Here is a 21,696-nt window from a genome sequence, read left to right as displayed (position 1 = left end):
TTTTCATTCATATTATCGATTCAAGCGCTTCAAGAGCTCGGCTTTCTGCTCTTCAAATCCAGGCTTACCGAGCAGCGCGAACATATTGCTCTTGTACGCTTCTACGCCCGGCTGATCGAACGGATTCACTCCGAGGAGCAGTCCGCTGATTCCGCACGCCTTTTCAAAGAAGTACACCATTTCACCGTACGAATATTCGTTCAGCTCGTCCAGTTCAACGATCAGATTCGGCACGCCTCCGTCTACGTGGGCAAGCCGCGTGCCTTCAGCCGCTTTGTGGTTCACTTCATCCATGGTCAAGCCGGCCAAGAAGTTCAATCCGTCCAGATTGTCCTTGTCCTCTTGAATCGTCCATTCTACGCGAGGCTTCTTCACGGAGAGCACCGTCTCAATGAGATCGCGCCGCCCTTCCTGAACATACTGCCCCATGGAATGCAGATCCGTCGTAAAATCGACCGAGGCAGGATACAGACCCTTCTGATCTTTCCCCTCGCTCTCGCCGAACAATTGCTTCCACCATTCGGAAACATAGTGCAGCGAAGGCTCAAAATTAGCCAGCAGCTCAATCGTCTTCCCTTTGCGGTACAAAGCGTTACGAACGGCCGCATACTGGTAGCTCTCGTTGGATGCCAGATCAGCGTTGTTATATTTTTGCGCAGCCGCGGCGGCGCCGGCCATCATCTGATCGATGTCGAGCCCTGCAGCAGCAATCGGCAGCAGTCCTACGGCTGTCAGCACGGAATAGCGCCCGCCTACGTCATCGGGAATGACGAAGGTTTCGTAGCCTTCTTCATCGGCCAGCTTTTTCAATGCACCCTTTGCCCGGTCGGTCGTTGCAAAGATCCGCTCTCTCGCGCCGCTTTTCCCGTATTTCTTCTCCATGTAATCCCGCAAGATACGGAAGGCAATAGCCGGCTCCGTCGTCGTTCCGGATTTCGAAATGACATTCAAGGAAATATCCTTGCCCTCCAGCAGCTCCAATAAATGAGCGATGTATGTAGAGCTGATATTTTGCCCGGCGAAATATACTTGGGTTGTCCCACTCATCTGGTTATGAAACGTATGGGACAGCGCTTCGATTGCAGATCTCGCTCCCAAATAGGAGCCGCCGATTCCGATGACAATCAAGGCTTCGGAATGACTGCGGATGCGCTCAGCCGCTTGCTTGATTCTCGCGAACTCTTCGCGGTCATACTGCAGCGGGAGATCCACCCACCCGAGGTAATCGGACCCGGGACCTTTTTTCTCATGAAGCATAGTATGAGCCGTCTTGACAAACTCCGCGAAATAATCCACTTCATGCTGCTGCACGAAGGATAGTGCGTTGGAATAATCGAATGAAATCGCCACTCGTTACGCCTCCTTTGACCTTGATTTTTTTACTATGGTACCGATTTATTGCACTGCCTTTTTCCAGTCGGCAGCGAATTTCTCCATACCTTGATCCGTCAAAGGATGCTTCGCCAATTGCTCGATAACTTGGAAAGGAACGGTCGCAATATGAGCGCCAGCCATAGCTACGCGAGTTACATGGTCCGGATGGCGAACCGATGCAGCGATAATTTGCGATTGCAGATTGTGAACGCGGAACAGCTCGGCGATTTTGCTTACAAGAAGCACTCCATCTTCCGAAATATCATCCAAACGGCCCAGGAACGGAGATACATAAGTCGCGCCTGCACGTGCCGCCAGCAAAGCTTGGTTCACTGTGAAGATCAAAGTAACGTTGGTTTTTACGCCTTTTTTAGTCAAGTAACGGCAAGCTTCAAGACCGGCCAATGTCATTGGGAGCTTGATCGTAATATTTTTGTCTCCGCCGTTGATTTTGATCAATTCTTCGGCTTGTGCGATCATGTCTTCCGCAGTCAGAGCATCTGGAGTTACCTCGGCGGATACGGATTCGACTTCCGGAACAGCCTGCAAAATTTCGGCAATGCGGTCTTCGAACTTGACGCCTTCTTTGGCTACAAGGGATGGGTTAGTCGTTACACCGGAAAGAACGCCTACTTTATAAGCCTTCTTAATATCCGCTAGATTGGCAGTGTCGATAAAAAATTTCATGGTTTCATTCCTCCGTTTTTTTATTTAATAGTTAGTCCAGATGTTGGGTGTGGCTACAAATCTATTCAAATATCAGTGGACCGGCTGATTATTTGTTCACGTGAAGTGCAAATTCTTTCTCTTCAGCAGCTTGCTCAGGCTTGGAATCGAACCACCAATGAAAGCCGTCTCTCGCCAATAGCTCGTCGGATTCGGCAGGTCCGTAGGAGCCCGCCGGATAGTAATGAAGCGGAACGAGATTCTCTTCGAATGCTTTCAGGATGGGGTCAACCCATTTCCATGATAACTCAACTTCATCCCAATGTGCAAAGTACGTTGCGTCACCGTATAACGCGGAATGAATCAAGCTCTCGTAAGCTTCGGGCATCTCGCTGCCGTTCATATGAAATGCAAGGTGAATCGGCTCGACATCCCCGCTCTGCCCAGGCTCGTTAGAGTTAAGCTGCAGAGTAATGCCTTCATTCGGGCTTATTTCAAACACCAGCAGATTCGGTGTCTTGGTTTCATTATTGCGCTGCTGTACCGGCTCTTTGAACTCGATCACGATCCGTGTCGATTTCTCCTTCATCCGTTTGCCTGTCCGGATATAGAATGGGACATCGCGCCAAAAAGCGCCGTCGATCTGCAGCTTAGCTGCGATAAAGGTATCGTTCATCGAATCTGGAGCAATATTCGGTTCGGAAGTGTATCCGATGACAGGCTCACCATTGATTTGTCCGGCTTGGTACTGCCCGCGGATCACGCTGGCTGCTACCTCGTATGGTTGTAACGGCACAAGAGACTCCATCACCTGCTTCTTCCTGGAGCGCACTTCCTCGGAGCTGCTGTTCTTCGGAAGGTGAGTCGCCAGCATCATAAGCAGCTGCAGCATATGGTTTTGAAACATGTCCCTAACGGCGCCCGAATGGTCGTAATAGGCTGCTCTTTCTTCTACGCCGACCGTTTCGCTTGCCGTAATCTGCACGTTAGCGATGTAGCGGCTTGTCCATAATGCATTTAGCACCGGATTGTTTTGCTGAAGGATACCCAGCTTCTGCACCATAGGCTTGCCGAGATAATGGTCGATCCGAAAAATTTCATGCTCGGCGAAGGCTTGGCTCAATTGCTGATTCAACCACCGTGCAGATTGCAAATCGCGGCCGAAGGGCTTCTCGATTATCAGACGCTTCCAGCCCGCTGCAGAGCCAAGCCCGCTTTCCTTAATGTTGGACGCGATAGTTTCGAAAAATTCGGGTCCGACCGATAAATAAAATAACCGGTTCGGGGTTATGGCAAGCTCTTGCTCCCGCTTCTCAATCCTGTTTAGAAGCTTCTGATAATCTTCTTTGCGGCCGATATCCAGAATGTTATAACGGAATGCATTTATAAATTGCTTCAATTGTACCGGATCATTCGCTTTGCGCCGGCTGAACGTAAGAATCGACTTCTCGACATTAGCCTGGAACGTTTCATCCGTCAGCTCTCTTCTTCCAAGTCCGAATACCGTGAACGATGACGGCAGCTTCTTGTCGACAAACAAATTATATAAGGCAGGGTAAATTTTCCTTTTGGCTAAATCCCCTGTCGCTCCGAATAAGACAAATGTAGTAGGCTCCATGGTTTTCTCCCCTTCCAGCACCGGCTTCCCATCTGCATCCCATCAACTATCGCTGCCGGCAGTAACCTTTCGCGATTCCTTCTGTGTCCTCGATCAGTAAGCTCTGGTTTCTTTTGCTTGGTTCCACTATAATACAAATATATGCCATACAAGTAATTAATATATTTCACAGGAGCTATAGACCGCGTCTATGAACAACAATTACGAGCTGTATAAAGTGTTTTATTGGGCTGCAAAAACGGGCAGCTTGACTCAGGCAGCCAAGGCTCTCTATTTGACCCAACCGAGCGTCAGCCACGCCATCAAGCAGCTGGAGGACAATTTCGGCATCACCTTGTTCTATCGGACCTCCAAAGGGGTTGATTTGACGCACGAGGGAGCCATGCTGTATTCCTACATCGAGCAGTCTCATATTCTCATCTCGCTTGCCGAGAAGAAAATGGCGGAATTGAAAAATCTTGAAAGCGGCGAGCTGAAGATCGGCGGAAGCGATTCGCTGTTCAAGCATTATTTGCTGCCCTTCCTGGAGGAGTTTCATAAGCAGCACCCAGGCATCGGGCTCTCTCTCATTCACGGTACTACGCCGGAGGTTATTACCTTCTTGAAGGAAGGAAGAATTGATCTCGGTGTCGTTCGTTTGCCCATTGTAGATCCCCAGCTTGAAGTCCGGGAAGGCATCCAGCTGCAGGATTGCTTTGTCGCAGGCTCCCATTATGCCAATCTCAAAGATACGGTGCTGTCATTAGACATGCTGCTCGAATATCCTATTATTCTGTTCTCCCGGAACAGCCGGGCTCGAATGGCCGTTACCGAGCTGTTCCATGATTATGGCTATGAGCTGAAGCCGGAGATCGAGGTCGGGAGCGTGGATCTTCTGATCGAGTTTGCGCGAAAAGGGCTTGGTATATCCTACGTCACGAGAGAATTTGTCTCCAAGGAGCTGGAGGAAGGCTCCCTCTTCGAAATCCGGCTGGACGTACAGCTGCCGCCTTCCAAGGTAGGCTTAATGATTATGCGGAACATGCCGCTTTCCAGTGCGGCAAACAAATTTATGGAGCATATGATATAGCGGAGACAATGCAAAAAACCGCGCAGCTGTAAGGCTCGCGGTTTTCGGTTTGCTTAATTAAAGCTCTGATTTGGGTCTTAAAGCGACCGGGATCCAAATTTCGCTCCGGAAGGTCGGAGAAGAGGTATCCTTGTGCTCGTTCCACAATATTTCCGGGCCTTCCGCTATTTGATATTCCGACGACGGGAACCATTCGGAATAGATACGGCCCCATACATTTTGCAAGGTTGCCGGGAAAGGGCCAACCGCTTCAAATACAGCCCAAGTTGATGCTGCCACTTCAAGCTGTGCCAGATGAGCTGGACTTTCCTTGGTCGTCGCAGCACCAATATAGTGATCGAACTCCCCCTGCTCCTCCATTCTGCCTTCAGAGAAATTAACGGATGCGCTAATGAGTCCCGATGGCTGTACATTGGACAGCTTCTTTAGAGTATCGATCGTCTCGCCATCCAAGCTTTTCCACATGGCCGCAATCTCCTGATTGACCCCATTGAATTGGATCGGCACCCTTTTCTTAATTCCTGCGATATGAAACGCTTCTTTTTCTTCAATACGATAATTCATTTCGTCTCCTCCTTTAACGGATAATTGAAAAGTCATGCGCGGATACGACTTCAGCAATCGGCCCTTTTGTCTTGCTTCGGACGGCGTTATGCCATGCAAGCTATGAAAGGCTCTCGTAAATGCGTCCGGAGAGCTGTACCCGTATTTGACGGCTACATCGATGATCTTCGTATCCCCATTCATCAGCTCGAATGCAGACAGCGTAAGGCGTCTTCGGCGAATGTACTCGGCCAAAGTAACACCTGCCAGAAAAGAAAACATTCGTTTAAAATGATATTCCGAGCAATATGCTATCCTTGCCACTTCCTTAAAGTCGATCTCGTTCGTAAGGTTGTCTTCGATATAGCTTAAAGCACTATTCAACCTTTGCAGCAAATCCATTGGATCCCTCCTTCGATATTTAGAATAACAGGTAATGAATAGCCTAATCCGACTTTCCGTGCACCGTTTTGGAGGGTACCGGACAGCACTGGGATTCGATCTGCCCCTTTTAACGTAAAAAAAGCGAAACCCGCCAGGATTCCGCTTTTTCTATGCCGTCATTGATATCTAGCCAGCACGTTCTCATACGCGCTTTTGGGACGCAAACCGACCAGCTTCTCAACGGGCTCTCCGTTGTGAAATACGATCACCGTCGGCATTGACATGACACCGAATTGACCGGCCGTAACAGGCGATTCGTCGCAATCCACCTTGAGAACGCGAACTTTATCCCCCTGCTGCTCGGACAACTCGTTCAAAACAGGCAGCAGCACTCTGCAGGGCGGGCACCATACCGCCCCGAATTCCACCAGCGTGGCGCCTTCTTTTCGGATCTGTGACGCAAAAGTCTCATCATTAACCGCTTGTATGCTCATTTCGCTTCCTCCTGACACTGACACGTTTGGGTTCTTTCGAGCAGGATGGAGTCGATGCGGTCGATCAAGTTTTGACGGATCCCGTTAAGCAACTGGATTTGTTCGTCGATCTGTTTCAGCTTGTGACGGTAAATGGGCAGCACTTCCTCGCAGAAGGCTTCTTTATTCTTGAGAACACAATGCAGGATTCCTGCAATTTCTTCCGTCGACAGCCCGAGATTCAAATACAGACGGATCGTACGGACCTGTTCCTCCGCAAACGGCGAGTATTCCCGGTACCCGTTCTCTTGCCGCACCGGTGTAAGCAGCCCCTGCTGTTCATAGTAACGAATCGATCGGATGCTAACCCCCGTCCGTTCCGCCAATTCCCCGATTTTCAACCGGCCTCTCCTCCTTCTTCCTCGAGATAATTCCATTCTAAACCCTGACATTAATGTGAGAGTCAAGCGAAAAATTCGTATTAGGAGGTTATCTGCGACGGTACGCTTTTTCATGAAACCGGGTAATGCTGCGAAACAGTGTCCTACCATCCGCAGGCAGCGGATATAACTCATCGAAGTTGAAGTACATCGCCTGATACGGCTCGGGTACCCAGATGTACTGATGCACGTAGTCCGTGAGGATAAAGCCGTTGTTCTCCCAAAAATGCTTCCTTTTGCGGTTTTCCTCGTTAGGGTCGGATTCGACTTCGACGATAATCCCTTTACAGCCCTGAACCGTGCGTGACCACTGCTTGATCCGGTCCAGCAGCAGCCCGCCATAGCCTCTGCCGCGAGCTTCCCCGCTAACCGCTATATAATCGATGAGCACGGCGCCGGCCTTCTCATCGATACCGGTAAGAGCCATCCCTAGCGTTAACGAGTCTTGAGCGATCGTATGCAGCTGACACATCTTGATCTCAAACATATGGCGAATAATGCCGCGGCTTTTGGCGCCTGAGGGAAAGGCTTGCTCATAAATGGGCTCCGCCTCATTCCAGAGCGCTTCGTCCCATTCGTCAGTGATGCGGTATTCCAATGCTTCCAATGCGATTCACCACTTTCGAAGCCGATACTCTGTTGTACTTATCATTCTAGCTCATCCGCTATTATTACGGCAACGTTATTAAGGATCAAGGTGTGATGACCGCCAGTTGCCGCTCGCTGCGTAATTTACGGCACGTGGACTCAAGCATGCGTTTTTTTCAACGCTGCCCCTTTGCTTTTTTCAGTATAAATTCAATCAGCCACCTTACGACTAAGGCTTTTGCTATGTAAATCGGGAAAGAATAAATATATTTCCAATTGTCCAGTTCATAAATTCGAAGCCAGACAAATATCGGTTCGAAAATAAATGAAAACAGGAAAGCCATTACAATGTTGGCGATTACAAATGATTTCCAGGTTCGAAAATATTGATAGACCAGCATATGAAACACTGGCAGGACCGAATAATCGACTGGATTTATCTGCGGGATAAGATGTATGAGATGATAAGGATATGACCATAATTGTAATTCGCTTCCAATAATATCTAACACGATGATAACGAATATCAATACAAAGCCATATAACAAAATATCCTTAATCCTCGATTTATCTACAAGCTTCCACCATATTACCCATGGAATAATAACCGTGAATAAAAGAAACCACCATTGAAATGAGAACAAATCATGGTTTTGGTAATACTGATGTTTCATTTCAGTTAGCTTACGGTCTACTTCCTTGATCTCCTCGAACGATGGGATTTGATTTGGCATAGTAAAGTACCCTTTGCTATAGTTATTTAGGCATCTCAAATCTGCAAGCTTTTACCCTTTTCCATAGAACACCATTTCACTTGGTAATAGCCAGTCCTAGCGCTTTATGATCCCATAAAATATCTTCGACAACAGACACTTTGCTGTCCTCGCATTGTACGATCAGGATAACCTCTCCTCTGTTCCCTTTCCGGATCTGGGCTTGATTTTTTTCACGTTTGATTAAATAGATGATCCAGCTAAGAATAACACCGATGACAAAACCGAAAGCTCCTCCGATAAGCCCCCAAATTACAGGTCCCCATTCCCATACAAATCCTTTGCTGGCCCCAATCGTAGAGAATACAAAAGCCAGGATCATTCCTTTATCCATAAAGGACAAACCGTCGGCGCGGTGAATGCTGTCCATTAGCCTAGGTTCTTTTTTGCGTAAATCCAGAGGTACGGCATAGATTTCGGTTATCCCCTTCTGCTCAAGCTCCGTAATAGCTATTTCTAGAAAAGTTGTGTATTCGAATGTAGCCAGGATCTGCACTATTTCACCTTGCTTTCCAATCTAATGATTTTGCCGGACTTCTGGAACTTCTGTAACAGAAAGTTTTTCAGATTATCGTTAAATAATTTATTGTTCTCCACTGTACTCGTGTAGGCTTCATAGATGGCAAAAAAATAAAAAGAGGGAAAATACAATAGCCACTGAATGTTCAAGACCTTCGTAGACTTCTCAATTTGCCCTAATATGAGGTAATGGATGGCAAGAATCAAATTGGAATAAGTAACGATGACTATCGTGCTCACCAGCATGAAGCTTGCTAAAATGATTCGATGAAGATACAATTGCCCCATGCTTGGGACAGCCATAGACCATACCATAGCAACCCACGGTTTACGTTTATCGAGATAATTGATCTCTAGAGCACCGACACTGAATTGATTTATCGGACCATTCTCCCTATCGGCCAATAGATATACTTTATTCATGTCCACTGCCGTTCGGTAGCTGTCCCATATCGCAAAACAATAAACAGGTATATATAACGAGACATATTTAGGATCCAGCACATCTATTGCCGCTTGAATACGACCGTTAAAGGAATACACCATGGCTAGATTCAAATGGATCTTCTGGTTAATGAACACTTCCCATAAAACTAACGCATAGCCTCGGAGATACTTATTCAGAAGCAAATGCCCGAATCCAGGAAATGCTAAAGACCATGCAGCTATGGTAAACGGATTTCTTTTATGAAGCTGTGTTGTCCCTAAAATGCTAACATGTGCTTTGTAGCGCCTATTGCGAAACGGATTGCGAAAATTGTTCATCGATGTTCCCCTCCAGTTCGCGCCAATAATAACTATGTTCTCCATTTGATCAAATAATATTTAACAAGCACGTTCCGAACAAAAAGAAAAAGCCGCGCTGCAGCGCGACTCCTGAATCCTCTGACCGAAATTAGCTCCGGCAATGGCGGCCGCGATCCAATTTATATAAAGTGTCAAGATCTGCCGTCAGCAGGTTTCTCTTGCTCGAGCCATTTCAAATAATACAGGATGCCGGCCCGGTCCACACCTGAAAATTGCAGCGGATCCTCTTGGAACATGGATTGCAGCTCCGAGGTCCCGATCCACCGAGCGTTGGCCGCCCCGTCTCCATGCTCCACCAGCTCCCCCTCCGCTTCGCAGCGGAAATAATATCCGACCGAATCAATCGATCCATGAATGGTTTGATAAGCGGCAAAGGGCCGAATACATTCCACTTCGAACTCAGGATTTATCCCGACGGTATCAACGCGAGTCTCCTCCCCTTCAATAGTAACGACCGTCAGGCCGGTTTCTTCCATAACTTCCCGGCGTAATGCGGCCGTCAGCGATTCGAACGGCTCAATCCGGCCGCCCGGAAGCTCCCAGCGTACCGGCTCCCCCGGTTTAACTCGCTTTTGGATGACGATTTCCGTGCCTCCCCCTTTCCCATCTCTTTCGATAAAAGCCCTCGCATTGACAAAAAACATACGAATCCGCCTCCTAATGGATTGAATACAATTCTGACGCTCGTCATGAAGCGATTGTTCCTATATACTGCGGCTCTCTTGATACCACTGGGCTTGATCATGAAACAATGACGCATATTTGCCTCCCTTGGCAAGCAATTGCTCGTGATTGCCGTCCTCGATTAACCGTCCCTGATCAAGCACCAGAATCCGGTCGGCAAATCGCGCCCAACCCAGTCGATGCGATACGAATATCGCCGTTTTGCCTTGACGCAGCCGGTGGAACTGCTCAAAGATCTCGATCTCGCTGGCCGGGTCAATCGCCGCCGTCGGCTCGTCGAGCACAACCAGCTCGCTCTGTCTATACATCGCTCGTGCGATGGCGAGACGCTGCCACTGACCGCCGGAGAGCTCCCGCCCGCCTTCCACAACCTGCCCGAGCGGGGTGTCCAGCCCGCGGTCCGGCTTATGGATCAGATCCTCCAACCCGCAAGCCTTAAGCAGCCGCAGGATTTCCTCGTCATCGAGCCTTCGAGTAAGATCCCCCAGTGTTACATTGTCGCGCAAGGTGAACGGGTATCGCTCATGATCCTGAAACACGCTGCTCGTCCGCTGCCATATTTCACCGAGCTGTCCGTCCATTGAGGACAGATGGACACCGTTCCAGCTGACGCTTCCTTGACAAGGCTCGTAAAATCCGAGCAAAAGCTTGAGGAACGTCGTTTTGCCGGAACCATTATCGCCGACGAGTGCGATCGCTTCACCTGCACGTATAGAAACCGTCACCTCGTCTAGTACGACATGTTCACGATTCGGATAGCCGAAAGTAACGTTATCGAACCTAATCTCCTTGAGATCACCTGGTATAGCTTCATAGTTCGCAGAGCGCTCCGGTCTCATTATCGGCGCTTGATCGTTCAGAAATTCAACCAGATCCTTCGCCTTCCCGCTCTGCATAATGAGCTTGCTTACGGGCCAAGACAAGCTAAGCATGACCCCCTGGGACTGGAATACCGCCTGAAACACAATGACGATGAGCCCCGCCGTCATCTGTCCTTGCTGCATAAACTGCATCATAGCAGCAAGACAGCCGAAAGCTCCGGCGATATGCAGAAGTGTGATCCATGTCCCCAGCTTGTTTTCTTCACGTCTCATGGCAAACCTTCGACGCCTCTGCTCCAGCGTTCTGCGGCTCCACTGCTCTATCAAGTAAGGTGCCGATCCGAACAGCTTCAACTCCTTCAATGTTCCTGCATCGGTAAGCTGTTGGAACCAATAATCCGATCTCCGGCCGTCCGTCGTCAGCTGCTTATCCTGTCGCCTTACGGCCAGCTCAATTTTCATCCGGTAATAAAATGCCGTGCCGTTGATCGCAAACAGGATTACGGATAGAATCCAGTGCGCTTGAGCTACCAGAATGACCATACCGACGAACGAAGACAGCCGCTGTATGGCATCGACCCCGCTGCGGAGCATTCCGATCAGATCCTGCCCGGCAGCCGATTGAGCCCGGTGAAGACGATCATGGAATGCGGCTTGTTCGAAATTTTCTAGTGAAGCGGAGGCTGCTGCCATATGAATTTCATGTTGAATTAAGCCTGCAGCCCGATGCTGCAGCACCTCGTCGGTCACCTTCCGCAGAGAGGCTGCTGCTGCCTGAAGCAGCATCGTTCCGAGGAACAACGATAGAGGCAGCCAAAGCGATCTTATATCCGGCAGGCCATTTCCGCCGGTTACTTTAACCACAACGGAGTCAATCATATGCTTCTGGGATGTCAGAAGCGGAAGCACTAGCAGGCCAGAGCATATCGGGATGGCAAGCCATAGAAGCGTGATGACCGGCATCTGTCTACCAATCCGGTACAGTAATGCAATTATTCCATGCAATGCATGTTCGGGCTTGGACCCCACAAATGATGCCTCCCTTTCTTCCTCGTTGAGCTTATACATACCACGATGCTTGCATCCGGTACAATCGTTCGTATTCACCGCATTCTGCCATCAATTGATCGTGTGTTCCTTGCTCGATAAGCTCCCCTTGCCGCAATACGAGGATACGATCAGCCAACCGGGCTGCGCCCAATCGATGAGTGACAAGAAACGCCGTCCGATCACCCGCAATGCGGAAGAAATCCTCCATCGCCGCTCTCTCGGCTTGAGGATCCAAGGCGGAGGTCGGCTCATCGAAGAACAGAACGCTGCCTTCCCTGATGTAAGCTCTCGCAGCAGCCAACCGCTGCCATTGCCCTCCAGACAGCTCTTTGCCTCCGAACTCCGGTCCAATGTTCTCGTCCAGCTCCCACTGGGAGGCGTTTGCCTGCGCCAGTGCCCCTAATAGCTTCTCGTCGTCATTAAGCCGCCGGATGCTTCCTAGAGCCACCTGCTCCCTTACCGTCAAACTCATTTTCGTGAAATCCTGCATCACCGCAGTGAAATGTTCGGCAGCCTCCGCTGCGGACAGCTTCGTTCCCGCTCTCGAATACCAGTCCACCGTTCCTAAATCAGGTGTGTACAACCCTGTCAGCAGCTTGACCAAGGTCGATTTGCCTGCGCCATTCTCACCTACGATGGCAACTTTTTCTCCCGCTTCAATATGAAAATGAACATTATGAATGCTCTTCTGCCGGCTGCCTTCATAGGTGAACGATATCTGTCTGACAAGCACTGATTCCGGCAGCTTATCCATATGTAACGTTGAGCCTTCCTTAGAAAGAGGGGCTCGCTCCCAAGCATGCTTTCCGGTATAAACAGGATCTTCGTCCAGCTGGACAAATTGCCGCAGCTCTCCCCAGCGTATCGCCTGCTGCTTAAACACCGCATATTGGTCCAATAGGCCCGGCCACATGCCTCCCAGCATGATTGCAATTTGCAGCAAAACAGCAATCTCACCGGCGGACTGTCCTTTTGCCGCAGATACGACGAGAACGATTGCCGCCAGCAAGCCGCTCACGAGGCTGATCACAAGCTCGGAAGGCGCCAGCATCAGCTGTTCCTTCTTCTTAAGTGCAATCCATTGCAAGCCCGTTGCTTGATGCAAGCGCATCCATCTGGATTGCAGCTCCTCCGCCAGACCGAACAGCCTGATTTCTTTGGCAGACCGTCGCGAGGTCAAAATTCGGGATATATACTCTGCTGCAGTCCTTTGGGGAGTTTGCTGCCGATTCAGTTTTTCAACCGCTTGTGAAGTGTTATTCCGTATAATGAATTGAATAGGAAGAAGGATGATGAACATCATGACAACCAGCCATTGTCCATACCAGCAAAGAATAGTAAGCAGGAGGATCATTTGAGGAGCTTGTAGCAGAAAGCCGATTCCGTTTAAAAAAAGCTGATCGGGAGCCACGTTCAAAGCGCGGGTACGAAGCTCTTTCAGCGACGGAGATTCCAGCCTCGCTAAGCTTAATTTTGAGCTTTTGACTAGAATGGCGTGCTCCACCTCGTATGCTCCGATTTCCATCAACCGGTTATACGATAACAGAGACGCGCGGCCAATTACCGCTTGCACTATCATGACGGCTGCCAGGAAGCAGGCGGTCATCACCAAGTCTTGGACTACAGCCCCTCTGCTCCACAGCTGAATCCGGTCAATGAGGCCTTTCATCAAAATCAATTGAGCAGGCATTAACAGCAGATTAACTACGTCGGCTATGGGCTTGACTTTGACCGGCTTCGGATCGGCTGCCGCCAAGAAGGAGGCCGTCTCTTTGAGATTTTGCAGGAGGCTATTAATATTCGCTTCACCTCTTCCCAGGGTTATTTTTCCAGAGAATATTTATAATATCATGAAAATGGAAAAGTTCAATCTTTTTTTAATGCCAATTGAACATGAAAAATCCCCCGGGCTTCCCCTTCCGTCATTGAACTCCTAAAATAAAAAAAACACCGCGTAAGTAAGCGGCGTTCCAAACCATAAATGGTCAGAGGTCATTTAATGTTAGAACCATCTTTTTAGCTGTCCCTCCTTTATTTTTTCGCAGATTCTCTTCAGTCATGGATAATGAGAATGAGGGAGGCCATAGTTCTTAAGCACATCCCTCATCAATAGCGCTATATATTCTACTCTTTACTCACCGCAGCTTCGTTAATACCTTTTTTCACTTCAAGTACCTCATTCTCAACATCTGCAATATCATTATCATCGGCGCTAATTGTACCGAACCAGTCCTCCATTTTTTTCAGAGCCTTTGCACGTACATCCTTGTTAATGTATGAGGCAACTTGTCCGATTGCAAGCAACAATGCCGCTAAATCATCACCAAATCCGGCAACAGGAATAAAATCAGGAACCAAATCAACCGGTAAAATGAGATAACCCAGTGCAGAGTAAATGGTAATCTTCGCTTTGAGTGGTGTTGCTGGATTTTCTAGTGCATAGTAGGCTAATAAAGCGGTATAGACAACCTTTTTCCCTGCTTTTGCTGCATGTTTCTTTAACTTCTCCCAAAATGATTCCTCAGAAAAATGCTGATCGTACTTTGCCATGACCTACCCCCTAGCAAGCTGTTCTTTGAATGATGAGTCCGTATATTGTTACATCCCTTACATTTTCGGCATCTTACTGTTGCTCCTATAGCCTGCCTTATGTGCCTGCTTAATAGCATCAATAAGCCCGCTTGTATACTTATCAACGTTTATTTTCCCATTCAACAATGCTGTTTTTTTATAGTTCTCCGAGAAATACAAAGTATCATCTTGCTCATTCGCTAGATAATATTGTCGTTCAGAATCAACTGTACGGCTTCTTACTTTTGTGTTCAGAATTCGTTTTGATCTTCCTAGCCTTGCACCTTCATGAATGCCGATTCCCCAAACTTCCTGACTGGTATTATCCAGGACCTCATACCCTACAACGACTTCAGCGTCCCTGCTGTCTGTTAAAATCAATGTTTTGAGAAAAGAGCAATCCGACTGCGGTTTGTATTCTCTTTTATCGGAGTTGGCGGAGTGTATTTTTTTACCAGCAGGCTCCTTCTTAATTCCCTTGCCGACATTATCAGCAGCACGATTTTCTTTTATGGTCTGTTGCGAGAGTTTTTCCAGCAGCTCTTCTTGCATTTGTTGCTTCATTCTTTGTAGTTCATCAGACATTTTTTTAGTTAGCTTCTGTTCTAAGTTCTCTTGGGGATCCTGTGTACTTCCAGTAACCTGTTTTATTGTAGGAGCTTTTCTCCGTTTTACCTTTTTCCTAGTACGTTTGGGTTTCGTTAAAGAATGAATAGTCTCTCGTATCCCCTGCAAGATCGATTTCTTCTTTCGCTTCCTTGGCAATATCCTCCCTCCTTTAACGAATGGATTTTCCCATTTGGAACAAATTATTGAGCTGCAAATAAACAAATGATGCAGCTTAACAACATGATAACGCAAATTACTCGTTTAAAGGAACCTCTGCGAGATAAAGGTGATGAAATCAGCCAGCTTAAAGAGCAATTCCAGCTAACATCGAGTACTCCAACAGAAAATACAGTCAATGAGGATTATAAAACTCTTTGCAAATCCTTCAACGAGCAAGACAAATTGGCAATCCCTAATTTATTTATTTGGTTAAAGCGCGTTTGAGTCCAAATTCGTTCCATTAAACTGCGATGCCGCGGCTTGACATGAAGACACTGCGGGCATGATTGTCGGCGATGCGGCATCAACATCCCATCGTCAACTTTTTCTATATAATAAAAAGGCGTAATCTCAGCTTTATCGCCAAGATTGCGCCTTTATCCTGCTTGTTACTTTCCTTTTTTGGGAGAAAGCTTCACGGTGTTGGATGGGAATGCATGAACGGTTAGATCATTGATATAATATTCTATATTTGTATAGCCCTCACCCAAGTAATCTCCCCTTGATTCCAGGGTACCGTCGGATGCATAGGCACTGTTTGGATTAAGCCCTCTAGCCCTCTCCCAATCATCAGGCATACCGTCTCCATCCGTATCCGTTGGTGCGCCGGTCAACACGGCTTCAGGATACTTATACTGAACGCCAGTCTCAATACTATATTTATCAAGTTCTGCTTTTTGTTCATCCGAAGCATCCGAATAAGGTCTTGCACCTGTAAGCGAACCTTGTCCCGTCCTCGTTTCATGAACTACCTGCTTGTCAATATCCGTCCTTTGGTTCGCACTAACCGCTGCACCAGCATAATGCAGCACATGGTTGTAGGAACCCTCCGAGCTCTCCGCATAGACAGCTGTAGAAACATTGACACCGTTTACAGTCATTTCAAATGGCACATCAGAACGGGTATTTTCTTCCGTCTTTCCGGAGCCGTATTTCATCCCTGTCCAGTTATCGGAGGTAAACGTGCTGTAATCGGTATTGTCCCTATTAAGAAAACGATTTCCCTTTAGATAAATAGAATAGTTTTCAGGACTTGTTCCGCTATCGCCAACACTTAAATAATTAAAGCCGCCTTTGGTTGAAGCCCCCATTTTTAACGTATTATTTACGTAGTTTACATGTCCAAGAGTACCATATGCCGTTTGATATCCCCAATTGTAGATAACGTTATTGGTAAAATCAATCGGATTGGTTCCTACCACTTTTCCTCTAAAGTTTCGGGATACATTGTGAACGATTAGATTATGATGCCACGAAGCATTAGCCCGGCCTAGCATAACCCCAAACCCGTGAATCCCTTTAGAATGGTATGAAAATGAATTGGATGGACCGATGATGGAATACTGTACCGTGTAGTTATCATTTTTGGAATAAAGACCCCATTGTTCGTCGTTTGCCCAACCAATTGAAACATGGTCTACAATAGAGTTACTACCGTTTGAACCTCCAAATGCATCATAATCGCTCGCAACTCCTCTTTCACCAGGCCTTGAGCTGATAAAGCGAAGAATAATATTATCACCGCCAAGACCGATTTTATAGTTTTTCAAAGTGATTCCTGCTCCGCCGGGTGCTGTCTGTCCTGCTACCGTCACGTTTGATTTGACTACTACATCGCTTTTTAATTCAATGGTTCCTCCTACCTTAAAAACAACGATTCTATTAGATGTGCCAACTGCATCTCTAAATGAGCCTGGACCGCTATCGTTAAGGTTAGTAACGTAAACTACATCGCCCCCGCGTCCGCCTGTTGCGAATTTACCCCCACCTTCTGCACCAGGAAAGGCAATCATATTGCTTGCAGCTGCCTCAGCATGGACATTGCCGCCATTCGTCCAGAACAACGATAATGAAGCCGTTAAGAGAACGGACATTGCGCATACCTTTTTCATTCGTGCCTTGTTTCGTTTAATCATTACTACATCCTCCTTTACATTCATAAAGTTTTTTGCAAGAATCCCATGATGATCGAAGCCGGCAGTATTATGCTCGAACACAATGCTTCCGGTTGGCTGACTTTCCTCCTCTTTTGTATAGTAACCGCTTACACGACTTTAATTATACCAATATGTTCAAATGAATTATGGGGGACGTACCTCTTTGTTATAGGGGTGTTACTTTATTTTTCATTAACGCCGAACCGAAAAGATGATACCAGTAATCTCTTCTCCGAGAACCCCTGCGCGTGCAGCAATAGAGGCATCGATCAACAATTAAATAAACTTGCTCATTTTCGATGCTTCAATTCTGCGTCCCGTTCGACGTGCGGATGTAGAGTGATCCTACCATATTAGCGGCTAACCCGATCCCATTCATGAAATAACTGATTTCCGCTGGGCTAAAATGTTTTGAGACGGAACGGGTGAGCACACTGTATCCAGCAAATATGACACATGCCAAAAGTAACAAGAGAATGCCGGTTATTTTGGAAGATACCGTTGCTGCTCCCTCTCATACGGCCTGAGCTGATTTAAGCATGGCGCAGAACTTCCTCTGCAGCCAACTTGCTGCTTGCCATCGCCGCATCAGCAAGCCGTCCTTCCGATCCGACCCAGTCACCGGCGACAAATAAACCTGGAACCTCCAGAACTGCAGGGCTGGGTGCCGGACCCGCTCCATGATGGTGTATCGTACGTGAATCGTGAGCGACGAGGACATTAGGGGAGAAGCGTATGGAAACCACTTCCTTATCCCAGCCTGGCTCCAGAAGCTCCAGGAAATCAATCAGCTCCTTCTCGTCTGATTTCGGATTACTTGCACATTCATTATCGTTGTACTTCATCACATGCAGCACGTGAGCACCGTTGTCGCTCAGTTTAACGGCACCTGAATGCTTGGAGTAATAGAGAGGCTTATCTAGCCCGAGTGCGAACACTCGCTCAGGATACGGCATATTCCTCAACGCTACGTCCAAGCATGCAGCATATAATGGACGTGATTCTGCTCGCCATCTGCTTATCGACATTGCTTCCGCATCTGGAACCAGACGACATACTTCGTGCGGTCCTACTGCTGCGATAATGGAGGATACCTTGATTACTGTCCCATCCGATAGTTTCAGGGCATTTACGCTACCGTTCTTTAGCATTATTTGCTCGGCCCTATAGCCGGTAACTATAGTCGCGCCGGCTTTCTTAGCAGCATCGCGCAGATCATTGATAACGGTCTGCAAGCCCCCCTCCACATAGTGAACACCGCGACCGGCAAGCTGGCCTTGCTTGATTGCAAAGCCTGCACTTAATACGCTCATGTCATCGCAATAGGACCATTGCCGGCACATTACGTGAAAGAGCAGTCGTACCCGCTCGTGACGAATATGGTTTACAGCCCAATCCTGAAGGCTGATCGATTGTACGGACTCTGTATCGATTTGGCCTAATCCGCTCATTAGGCTGCTCCATTCCGCATTTTCCTCAAGGGATAAACCGGCGGGAACTTCCAATACGTTTCCGTTTATAATCCCGCTCATACCGCTCTTAGATGCGTATCCACCCTTCGGAAGACAGCCGAGCTCGCTCAAAATACGCAGCGCCGCTCCCCCCTCATACATAGCATGAGGACCTAGGTTGAATAGCGCACCGTTCATTTTCGTCGTTTGGGCGAGTCCGCCGAGCTGGTTTTCTTTCTCCAAGACGACAACGGATTTTCCAGCCCTCGCCAAAATAACAGCTGCCGTCAGCCCTGCAAGACCACCGCCGATCACTGCAGCTTCATACCTATTTTTTTCAATTGTCATATCTAGCATCCTCCTTAAATTTTGCTCAAACCCACCGACTGTCAGTACTTACTGTCATTGTAAGTTTAAAAATAGCTAGGGGGTTAAAGCCCTAGCGAAGATCTTGACACTCTCTTGCATGAACGGTTCCAGCGTGATACCCGGATAGTTCTTACCTGCGTTTAAATCGTTGATGAACGCTCCGAATTGCGACATCATGAAAGTAAATGCCTGCAGCCTCGGATTTGTACGAATGATCTTCCCCTTCTCACCCATGGCAATGAAGTAATCGGTCAGAAACTCCAGTAGTTGCAGCGGGTGTTGTTGAGTCCGTTCCTTGAATCCGGGCAAGTGGGACTCATCCTTATCGCCGATCTGAATCAGCTTCCGGTTTCGGTTCATGATCTCGTGATATGTCCTGCATACAGTCAGCAGATCCTCCTCAAGCTCCCACACGATCTTTTCCTCGAAAAGCTTCTTCATTTCTGCAGCATAGTGAAATCTGTCCAATGCGGCTTCCAAAAGCTTTTGCTTGCTGCCGAAGTGGCGGAACAACGTCTTTTCACTTAATCCCGCTTCTGCGGCAATCTCCTGTGTGGTGACGCCATTGTATCCATGCTCCGAGATCAGATTGATCGCAGCTATTAACAGCCTGTCACTACTCCCCAACTTGCTGATGTCCATTTACAATTACCTCTCTTGCAGCAAATGCTGAAGCAAATGTCTGTCAGTGGTTACTGACATTAATTTATGACAATATGATCCGTTTGTCAAGCAGAAGAATAGCTTGATTCCATAAAAAAGCCGCGATTTACGTCGCGGTTTGGAATGAAATTAATTTCTTGTAACTCATCTTCCCTACGGCTTAAGTCCCTGCTTTACTTCTGTCCGAACAAAGCGCAAATCAGCTCGACAGCGGCTGTCGCCGTTCGGCTGCGAAGATCCAGCGCCGGATTTACTTCTACGATATCCGCGCTGACAACCGTCCCCGATTCACCCAGCACCGCCATCGCTTGCTTGGCGTCCTGAAGCCGGATACCGCCCGACACCGGCGTTCCCACGCCCGGAGCATCGGAAGGGTCCAGACCGTCCATATCCAGACTGAGATGGACGCCTTCCGTTCCATTGGACGCAAGCTCCAATGCGCATCGAATGACTTCTTCAATGCCGAGCCGCTTCACGTCTCGGGAGGAAAAGTACCGGATGCCCAACCGCCGGATCAAATCCTCTTCTCCAGCATCCAACGATCGGGTCCCGATGAGTGCGACATGCTCCGGACGTATTTTGGGCTGGCGGCCTCCCAGGCGCGTAAGGGAAGGATGCCCGTACCCGAGTGCTGCTGCAAGCGACATCCCGTGGACATTGCCCGAGGGAGTCGTTTGAATAGTATTCAAATCCCCGTGGGCATCGAACCAAATGACTCCGATGCGCCGATGCCGCGCGGACCCGGCGATCGTTCCCACAGCCAAGCTGTGGTCTCCCCCAATCGCAAGCGGAAAGCGTCCGTTGGCTGCGGAAGCAGCAACCATCCGGCTTAAGCGCCGATTGATTCGGACGATATCGAGCAGATGCTTTGCTTTCTCGCTGTCTATGGCGCTCGTATCCATATCGACTCCGTCCGCCGGCGCATTTCCCAGATCTTTGACTTCATACCCTGCCTGCCGTAATCGGGCTGTCAGCTCAGCGCAGCGGACGGCATCCGGCCCCATCCGGCATCCTTTGCAGCCTGCCCCAAGATCCAACGGAACGCCAATCACGTCGATTGGCCTATGGGTTGATTTTATCACAGTATCCACTCTCCTTTGCTTTTGCCGGTCTAGATGAGGAGGATCCGTGATCAATCACCTGCGCAGCATGCCTTTTAATACGAATAGTAAATTGGCCGGTCTTTCCGCTATGCGTCTAGTAAAGTACGGGTACCACTGGCGGCCGAAAGGGGTGTACACACGGACGCGATAGCCTTGCTTGACCAGTTCCAGCTGCAGCTTGGAAGCAATGCCGTACAGCATCTGAAACTCGAAGCTGTCCTTGGAGAAGCTCCGTCTGTCGGCAAAAGCCTTCAGCTCTTCAATTATCCGCGGATCATGCGTAGCGATAGCCGTATAATGGCCGTCGGTCATGTGGCTTTTCACAAGGGCGACATATTGGCGGTCCACCTCTTTTTTATGAGGATAGGCGATAGTGGCCTCCTCCTTGTAGGCTCCTTTCACGATCCTTACATTGGCGTCAAGCTTTCCCATATCGGCCAGATCAGAAGGAGACCTATACAAATAAGCCTGGATCACCGTACCGACATGCTGCTTCCCAAACCGGGTTACTAACGCATGAGTCATCCGCAGCGTTTCATCGGTTAACGTGGAATCCTCCATATCGATACGGACGAAATTCCGGTAATATTTAGCTGCTCCAACAATACGCTCCATATGCTTCATACTTACGGCAGGATCGATCCGGCATCCCAATTGGGTAAGCTTGACGGAGACATTCGCTTGCAGCCCGTTGTCATGTATCGTGCGAAGCATGGCGATAATTTGTAAGGCGGCTTCCTCGGCCAAAGCCGGATCCAGCACGCTTTCTCCGAGATAATCTAAAGTGACGGCCAGTCCTTGGCCGTTCATCTCCTTGATTTTTCCCAGCACATCCACCAATGTTTCCGCAGCAACGAATCGGCTTACCCCTATTCGCATTCCATGCTTCCGAAATAAAGATTCGATCAGCTTCCGCTCCGACAAACGGAGCACGGCACGCCGAAACAGCGCGTTCATCCTCATGA

At 48.4% G+C, this 21,696-nt stretch carries 22 protein-coding genes; 2 read left to right on the top strand and 20 right to left on the bottom strand.

Annotated features, from left to right (window positions below):
* Positions 1–12: 12 nt before the first annotated feature.
* From ACFQ88_RS17305 to zwf, 3 genes are all read right to left on the bottom strand, one after another.
* Entirely contained in the window at positions 13–1,350 is a 1,338-nt protein-coding gene (locus tag ACFQ88_RS17305; RefSeq protein ID WP_379454946.1) for a glucose-6-phosphate isomerase, read from the bottom strand.
* A 45-nt stretch (positions 1,351–1,395) separates the two neighbouring features.
* Positions 1,396–2,061: a fructose-6-phosphate aldolase gene (gene fsa, locus ACFQ88_RS17300; RefSeq protein WP_239626160.1), complete on the bottom strand. Its 666-nt coding sequence runs from the start codon at positions 2,059–2,061 to the stop codon at positions 1,396–1,398.
* An 88-nt stretch (positions 2,062–2,149) separates the two neighbouring features.
* Positions 2,150–3,658 carry a glucose-6-phosphate dehydrogenase gene (gene zwf / locus ACFQ88_RS17295; RefSeq protein WP_379454945.1) on the bottom strand — a complete coding sequence of 503 codons (1,509 nt, stop codon included), beginning with the start codon at positions 3,656–3,658 and terminating at the stop codon, positions 2,150–2,152.
* 190 nt (positions 3,659–3,848) lie between these two features.
* Between zwf and ACFQ88_RS17290 the strand changes: the two genes are divergently transcribed.
* Positions 3,849–4,727, top strand: a complete 879-nt coding sequence (locus tag ACFQ88_RS17290; protein ID WP_379454944.1) for a LysR family transcriptional regulator — start codon at positions 3,849–3,851, stop codon at positions 4,725–4,727.
* 57 nt (positions 4,728–4,784) lie between these two features.
* On the opposite strand, the gene ACFQ88_RS17285 is transcribed toward ACFQ88_RS17290, so the two are convergent.
* The 12 genes from ACFQ88_RS17285 to ACFQ88_RS17230 form a co-directional block, all read right to left on the bottom strand.
* Positions 4,785–5,672 carry an AraC family transcriptional regulator gene (locus tag ACFQ88_RS17285; RefSeq protein ID WP_239626166.1) on the bottom strand — a complete coding sequence of 296 codons (888 nt, stop codon included), beginning with the start codon at positions 5,670–5,672 and terminating at the stop codon, positions 4,785–4,787.
* Between the two features lie 158 nt (positions 5,673–5,830).
* Entirely contained in the window at positions 5,831–6,148 is a 318-nt protein-coding gene (locus ACFQ88_RS17280; RefSeq protein ID WP_239626169.1) for a thioredoxin family protein, read from the bottom strand.
* Positions 6,145–6,528, bottom strand: a complete 384-nt coding sequence (locus ACFQ88_RS17275) for a MerR family transcriptional regulator (RefSeq protein ID WP_379454943.1) — start codon at positions 6,526–6,528, stop codon at positions 6,145–6,147. The genes ACFQ88_RS17280 and ACFQ88_RS17275 overlap by 4 nt, the downstream gene beginning before the upstream one ends.
* Positions 6,529–6,616: 88 nt before the next feature.
* A complete protein-coding gene (locus ACFQ88_RS17270) occupies positions 6,617–7,174 on the bottom strand; it encodes a GNAT family N-acetyltransferase (protein ID WP_239626173.1) in 558 nt (185 codons plus the stop codon).
* Between the two features lie 157 nt (positions 7,175–7,331).
* Positions 7,332–7,829: a CBO0543 family protein gene (locus ACFQ88_RS17265; protein ID WP_379455846.1), complete on the bottom strand. Its 498-nt coding sequence runs from the start codon at positions 7,827–7,829 to the stop codon at positions 7,332–7,334.
* 136 nt (positions 7,830–7,965) lie between these two features.
* Positions 7,966–8,262, bottom strand: a complete 297-nt coding sequence (locus ACFQ88_RS17260) for a hypothetical protein (protein ID WP_379454942.1) — start codon at positions 8,260–8,262, stop codon at positions 7,966–7,968.
* Positions 8,263–8,423: 161 nt separating this feature from the next.
* Positions 8,424–9,212, bottom strand: a complete 789-nt coding sequence (locus tag ACFQ88_RS17255) for a hypothetical protein (RefSeq protein WP_379454941.1) — start codon at positions 9,210–9,212, stop codon at positions 8,424–8,426.
* A 173-nt stretch (positions 9,213–9,385) separates the two neighbouring features.
* Positions 9,386–9,898, bottom strand: coding sequence for an NUDIX hydrolase (locus ACFQ88_RS17250; RefSeq protein WP_239626183.1), 513 nt, complete (start codon positions 9,896–9,898; stop codon positions 9,386–9,388).
* 60 nt (positions 9,899–9,958) lie between these two features.
* Positions 9,959–11,788 carry an ABC transporter ATP-binding protein gene (locus tag ACFQ88_RS17245; RefSeq protein WP_379454940.1) on the bottom strand — a complete coding sequence of 610 codons (1,830 nt, stop codon included), beginning with the start codon at positions 11,786–11,788 and terminating at the stop codon, positions 9,959–9,961.
* A 31-nt stretch (positions 11,789–11,819) separates the two neighbouring features.
* A complete protein-coding gene (locus tag ACFQ88_RS17240) occupies positions 11,820–13,565 on the bottom strand; it encodes an ABC transporter ATP-binding protein (RefSeq protein ID WP_379454939.1) in 1,746 nt (581 codons plus the stop codon).
* Between the two features lie 368 nt (positions 13,566–13,933).
* A complete protein-coding gene (locus ACFQ88_RS17235; protein ID WP_379454938.1) occupies positions 13,934–14,359 on the bottom strand; it encodes a YkvA family protein in 426 nt (141 codons plus the stop codon).
* 57 nt (positions 14,360–14,416) lie between these two features.
* Complete coding sequence (locus ACFQ88_RS17230; protein WP_379454937.1) at positions 14,417–15,145, bottom strand: hypothetical protein; 729 nt, start codon at positions 15,143–15,145, stop codon at positions 14,417–14,419.
* A gap of 84 nt (positions 15,146–15,229) precedes the next feature.
* On the opposite strand from ACFQ88_RS17230, the gene ACFQ88_RS17225 reads away from it, so the two are divergent.
* Positions 15,230–15,433 (top strand): hypothetical protein, encoded by a 204-nt coding sequence (locus ACFQ88_RS17225; protein WP_379454936.1) that lies wholly within the window; start codon positions 15,230–15,232, stop codon positions 15,431–15,433.
* A gap of 164 nt (positions 15,434–15,597) precedes the next feature.
* Here the strand turns inward: ACFQ88_RS17225 and ACFQ88_RS17220 are convergent, their stop codons facing one another.
* From ACFQ88_RS17220 to ACFQ88_RS17200, 5 genes are all read right to left on the bottom strand, one after another.
* The gene (locus tag ACFQ88_RS17220) at positions 15,598–17,124 is read right to left on the bottom strand and encodes a dockerin (protein WP_379454935.1); all 1,527 of its coding nucleotides are present in this window, start codon (positions 17,122–17,124) and stop codon (positions 15,598–15,600) included.
* Positions 17,125–17,678: 554 nt separating this feature from the next.
* The gene (locus ACFQ88_RS17215) at positions 17,679–18,944 is read right to left on the bottom strand and encodes a phytoene desaturase family protein (protein ID WP_379454934.1); all 1,266 of its coding nucleotides are present in this window, start codon (positions 18,942–18,944) and stop codon (positions 17,679–17,681) included.
* A 75-nt stretch (positions 18,945–19,019) separates the two neighbouring features.
* Positions 19,020–19,607 carry a TetR/AcrR family transcriptional regulator gene (locus ACFQ88_RS17210; protein WP_379454933.1) on the bottom strand — a complete coding sequence of 196 codons (588 nt, stop codon included), beginning with the start codon at positions 19,605–19,607 and terminating at the stop codon, positions 19,020–19,022.
* Positions 19,608–19,801: 194 nt separating this feature from the next.
* Positions 19,802–20,707, bottom strand: a complete 906-nt coding sequence (gene rocF / locus ACFQ88_RS17205) for an arginase (protein ID WP_379455844.1) — start codon at positions 20,705–20,707, stop codon at positions 19,802–19,804.
* A gap of 57 nt (positions 20,708–20,764) precedes the next feature.
* Complete coding sequence (locus ACFQ88_RS17200; protein ID WP_379454932.1) at positions 20,765–21,694, bottom strand: proline dehydrogenase family protein; 930 nt, start codon at positions 21,692–21,694, stop codon at positions 20,765–20,767.
* Between the last annotated feature and the right edge of the window lie 2 nt (positions 21,695–21,696).

The sequence above is a fragment of the Paenibacillus sp. NPDC056579 genome, assembly GCF_042793215.1.
In the GTDB taxonomy this organism is placed as follows: Bacteria; Bacillota; Bacilli; order Paenibacillales; family NBRC-103111; genus Paenibacillus_S.
Note: the sequence above shows the minus strand (reverse complement) of the source record. Positions and strands in the feature narration are given on the sequence as shown.

Bases quoted from the DNA above. Each gene is read 5' to 3' on its own strand.
- ACFQ88_RS17285 (WP_239626166.1), bottom strand. From the start codon at position 5,672: ATGGATTTGCTGCAAAGGTTGAATAGTGCTTTAAGCTATATCGAAGAC.
- fsa (WP_239626160.1), bottom strand. From the start codon at position 2,061: ATGAAATTTTTTATCGACACTGCCAATCTAGCGGATATTAAGAAGGCT.
- ACFQ88_RS17210 (WP_379454933.1), bottom strand. From the start codon at position 19,607: ATGGACATCAGCAAGTTGGGGAGTAGTGACAGGCTGTTAATAGCTGCG.
- ACFQ88_RS17200 (WP_379454932.1), bottom strand. From the start codon at position 21,694: ATGAGGATGAACGCGCTGTTTCGGCGTGCCGTGCTCCGTTTGTCGGAG.
- ACFQ88_RS17250 (WP_239626183.1), bottom strand. From the start codon at position 9,898: ATGTTTTTTGTCAATGCGAGGGCTTTTATCGAAAGAGATGGGAAAGGG.
- zwf (WP_379454945.1), bottom strand. From the start codon at position 3,658: ATGGAGCCTACTACATTTGTCTTATTCGGAGCGACAGGGGATTTAGCC.
- ACFQ88_RS17220 (WP_379454935.1), bottom strand. From the start codon at position 17,124: ATGATTAAACGAAACAAGGCACGAATGAAAAAGGTATGCGCAATGTCC.
- ACFQ88_RS17235 (WP_379454938.1), bottom strand. From the start codon at position 14,359: ATGGCAAAGTACGATCAGCATTTTTCTGAGGAATCATTTTGGGAGAAG.
- ACFQ88_RS17225 (WP_379454936.1), top strand. From the start codon at position 15,230: ATGATAACGCAAATTACTCGTTTAAAGGAACCTCTGCGAGATAAAGGT.
- ACFQ88_RS17290 (WP_379454944.1), top strand. From the start codon at position 3,849: ATGAACAACAATTACGAGCTGTATAAAGTGTTTTATTGGGCTGCAAAA.
- ACFQ88_RS17255 (WP_379454941.1), bottom strand. From the start codon at position 9,212: ATGAACAATTTTCGCAATCCGTTTCGCAATAGGCGCTACAAAGCACAT.
- ACFQ88_RS17265 (WP_379455846.1), bottom strand. From the start codon at position 7,829: ATGAAACATCAGTATTACCAAAACCATGATTTGTTCTCATTTCAATGG.
- ACFQ88_RS17260 (WP_379454942.1), bottom strand. From the start codon at position 8,262: ATGGATAAAGGAATGATCCTGGCTTTTGTATTCTCTACGATTGGGGCC.
- ACFQ88_RS17280 (WP_239626169.1), bottom strand. From the start codon at position 6,148: ATGAGCATACAAGCGGTTAATGATGAGACTTTTGCGTCACAGATCCGA.
- ACFQ88_RS17215 (WP_379454934.1), bottom strand. From the start codon at position 18,944: ATGACAATTGAAAAAAATAGGTATGAAGCTGCAGTGATCGGCGGTGGT.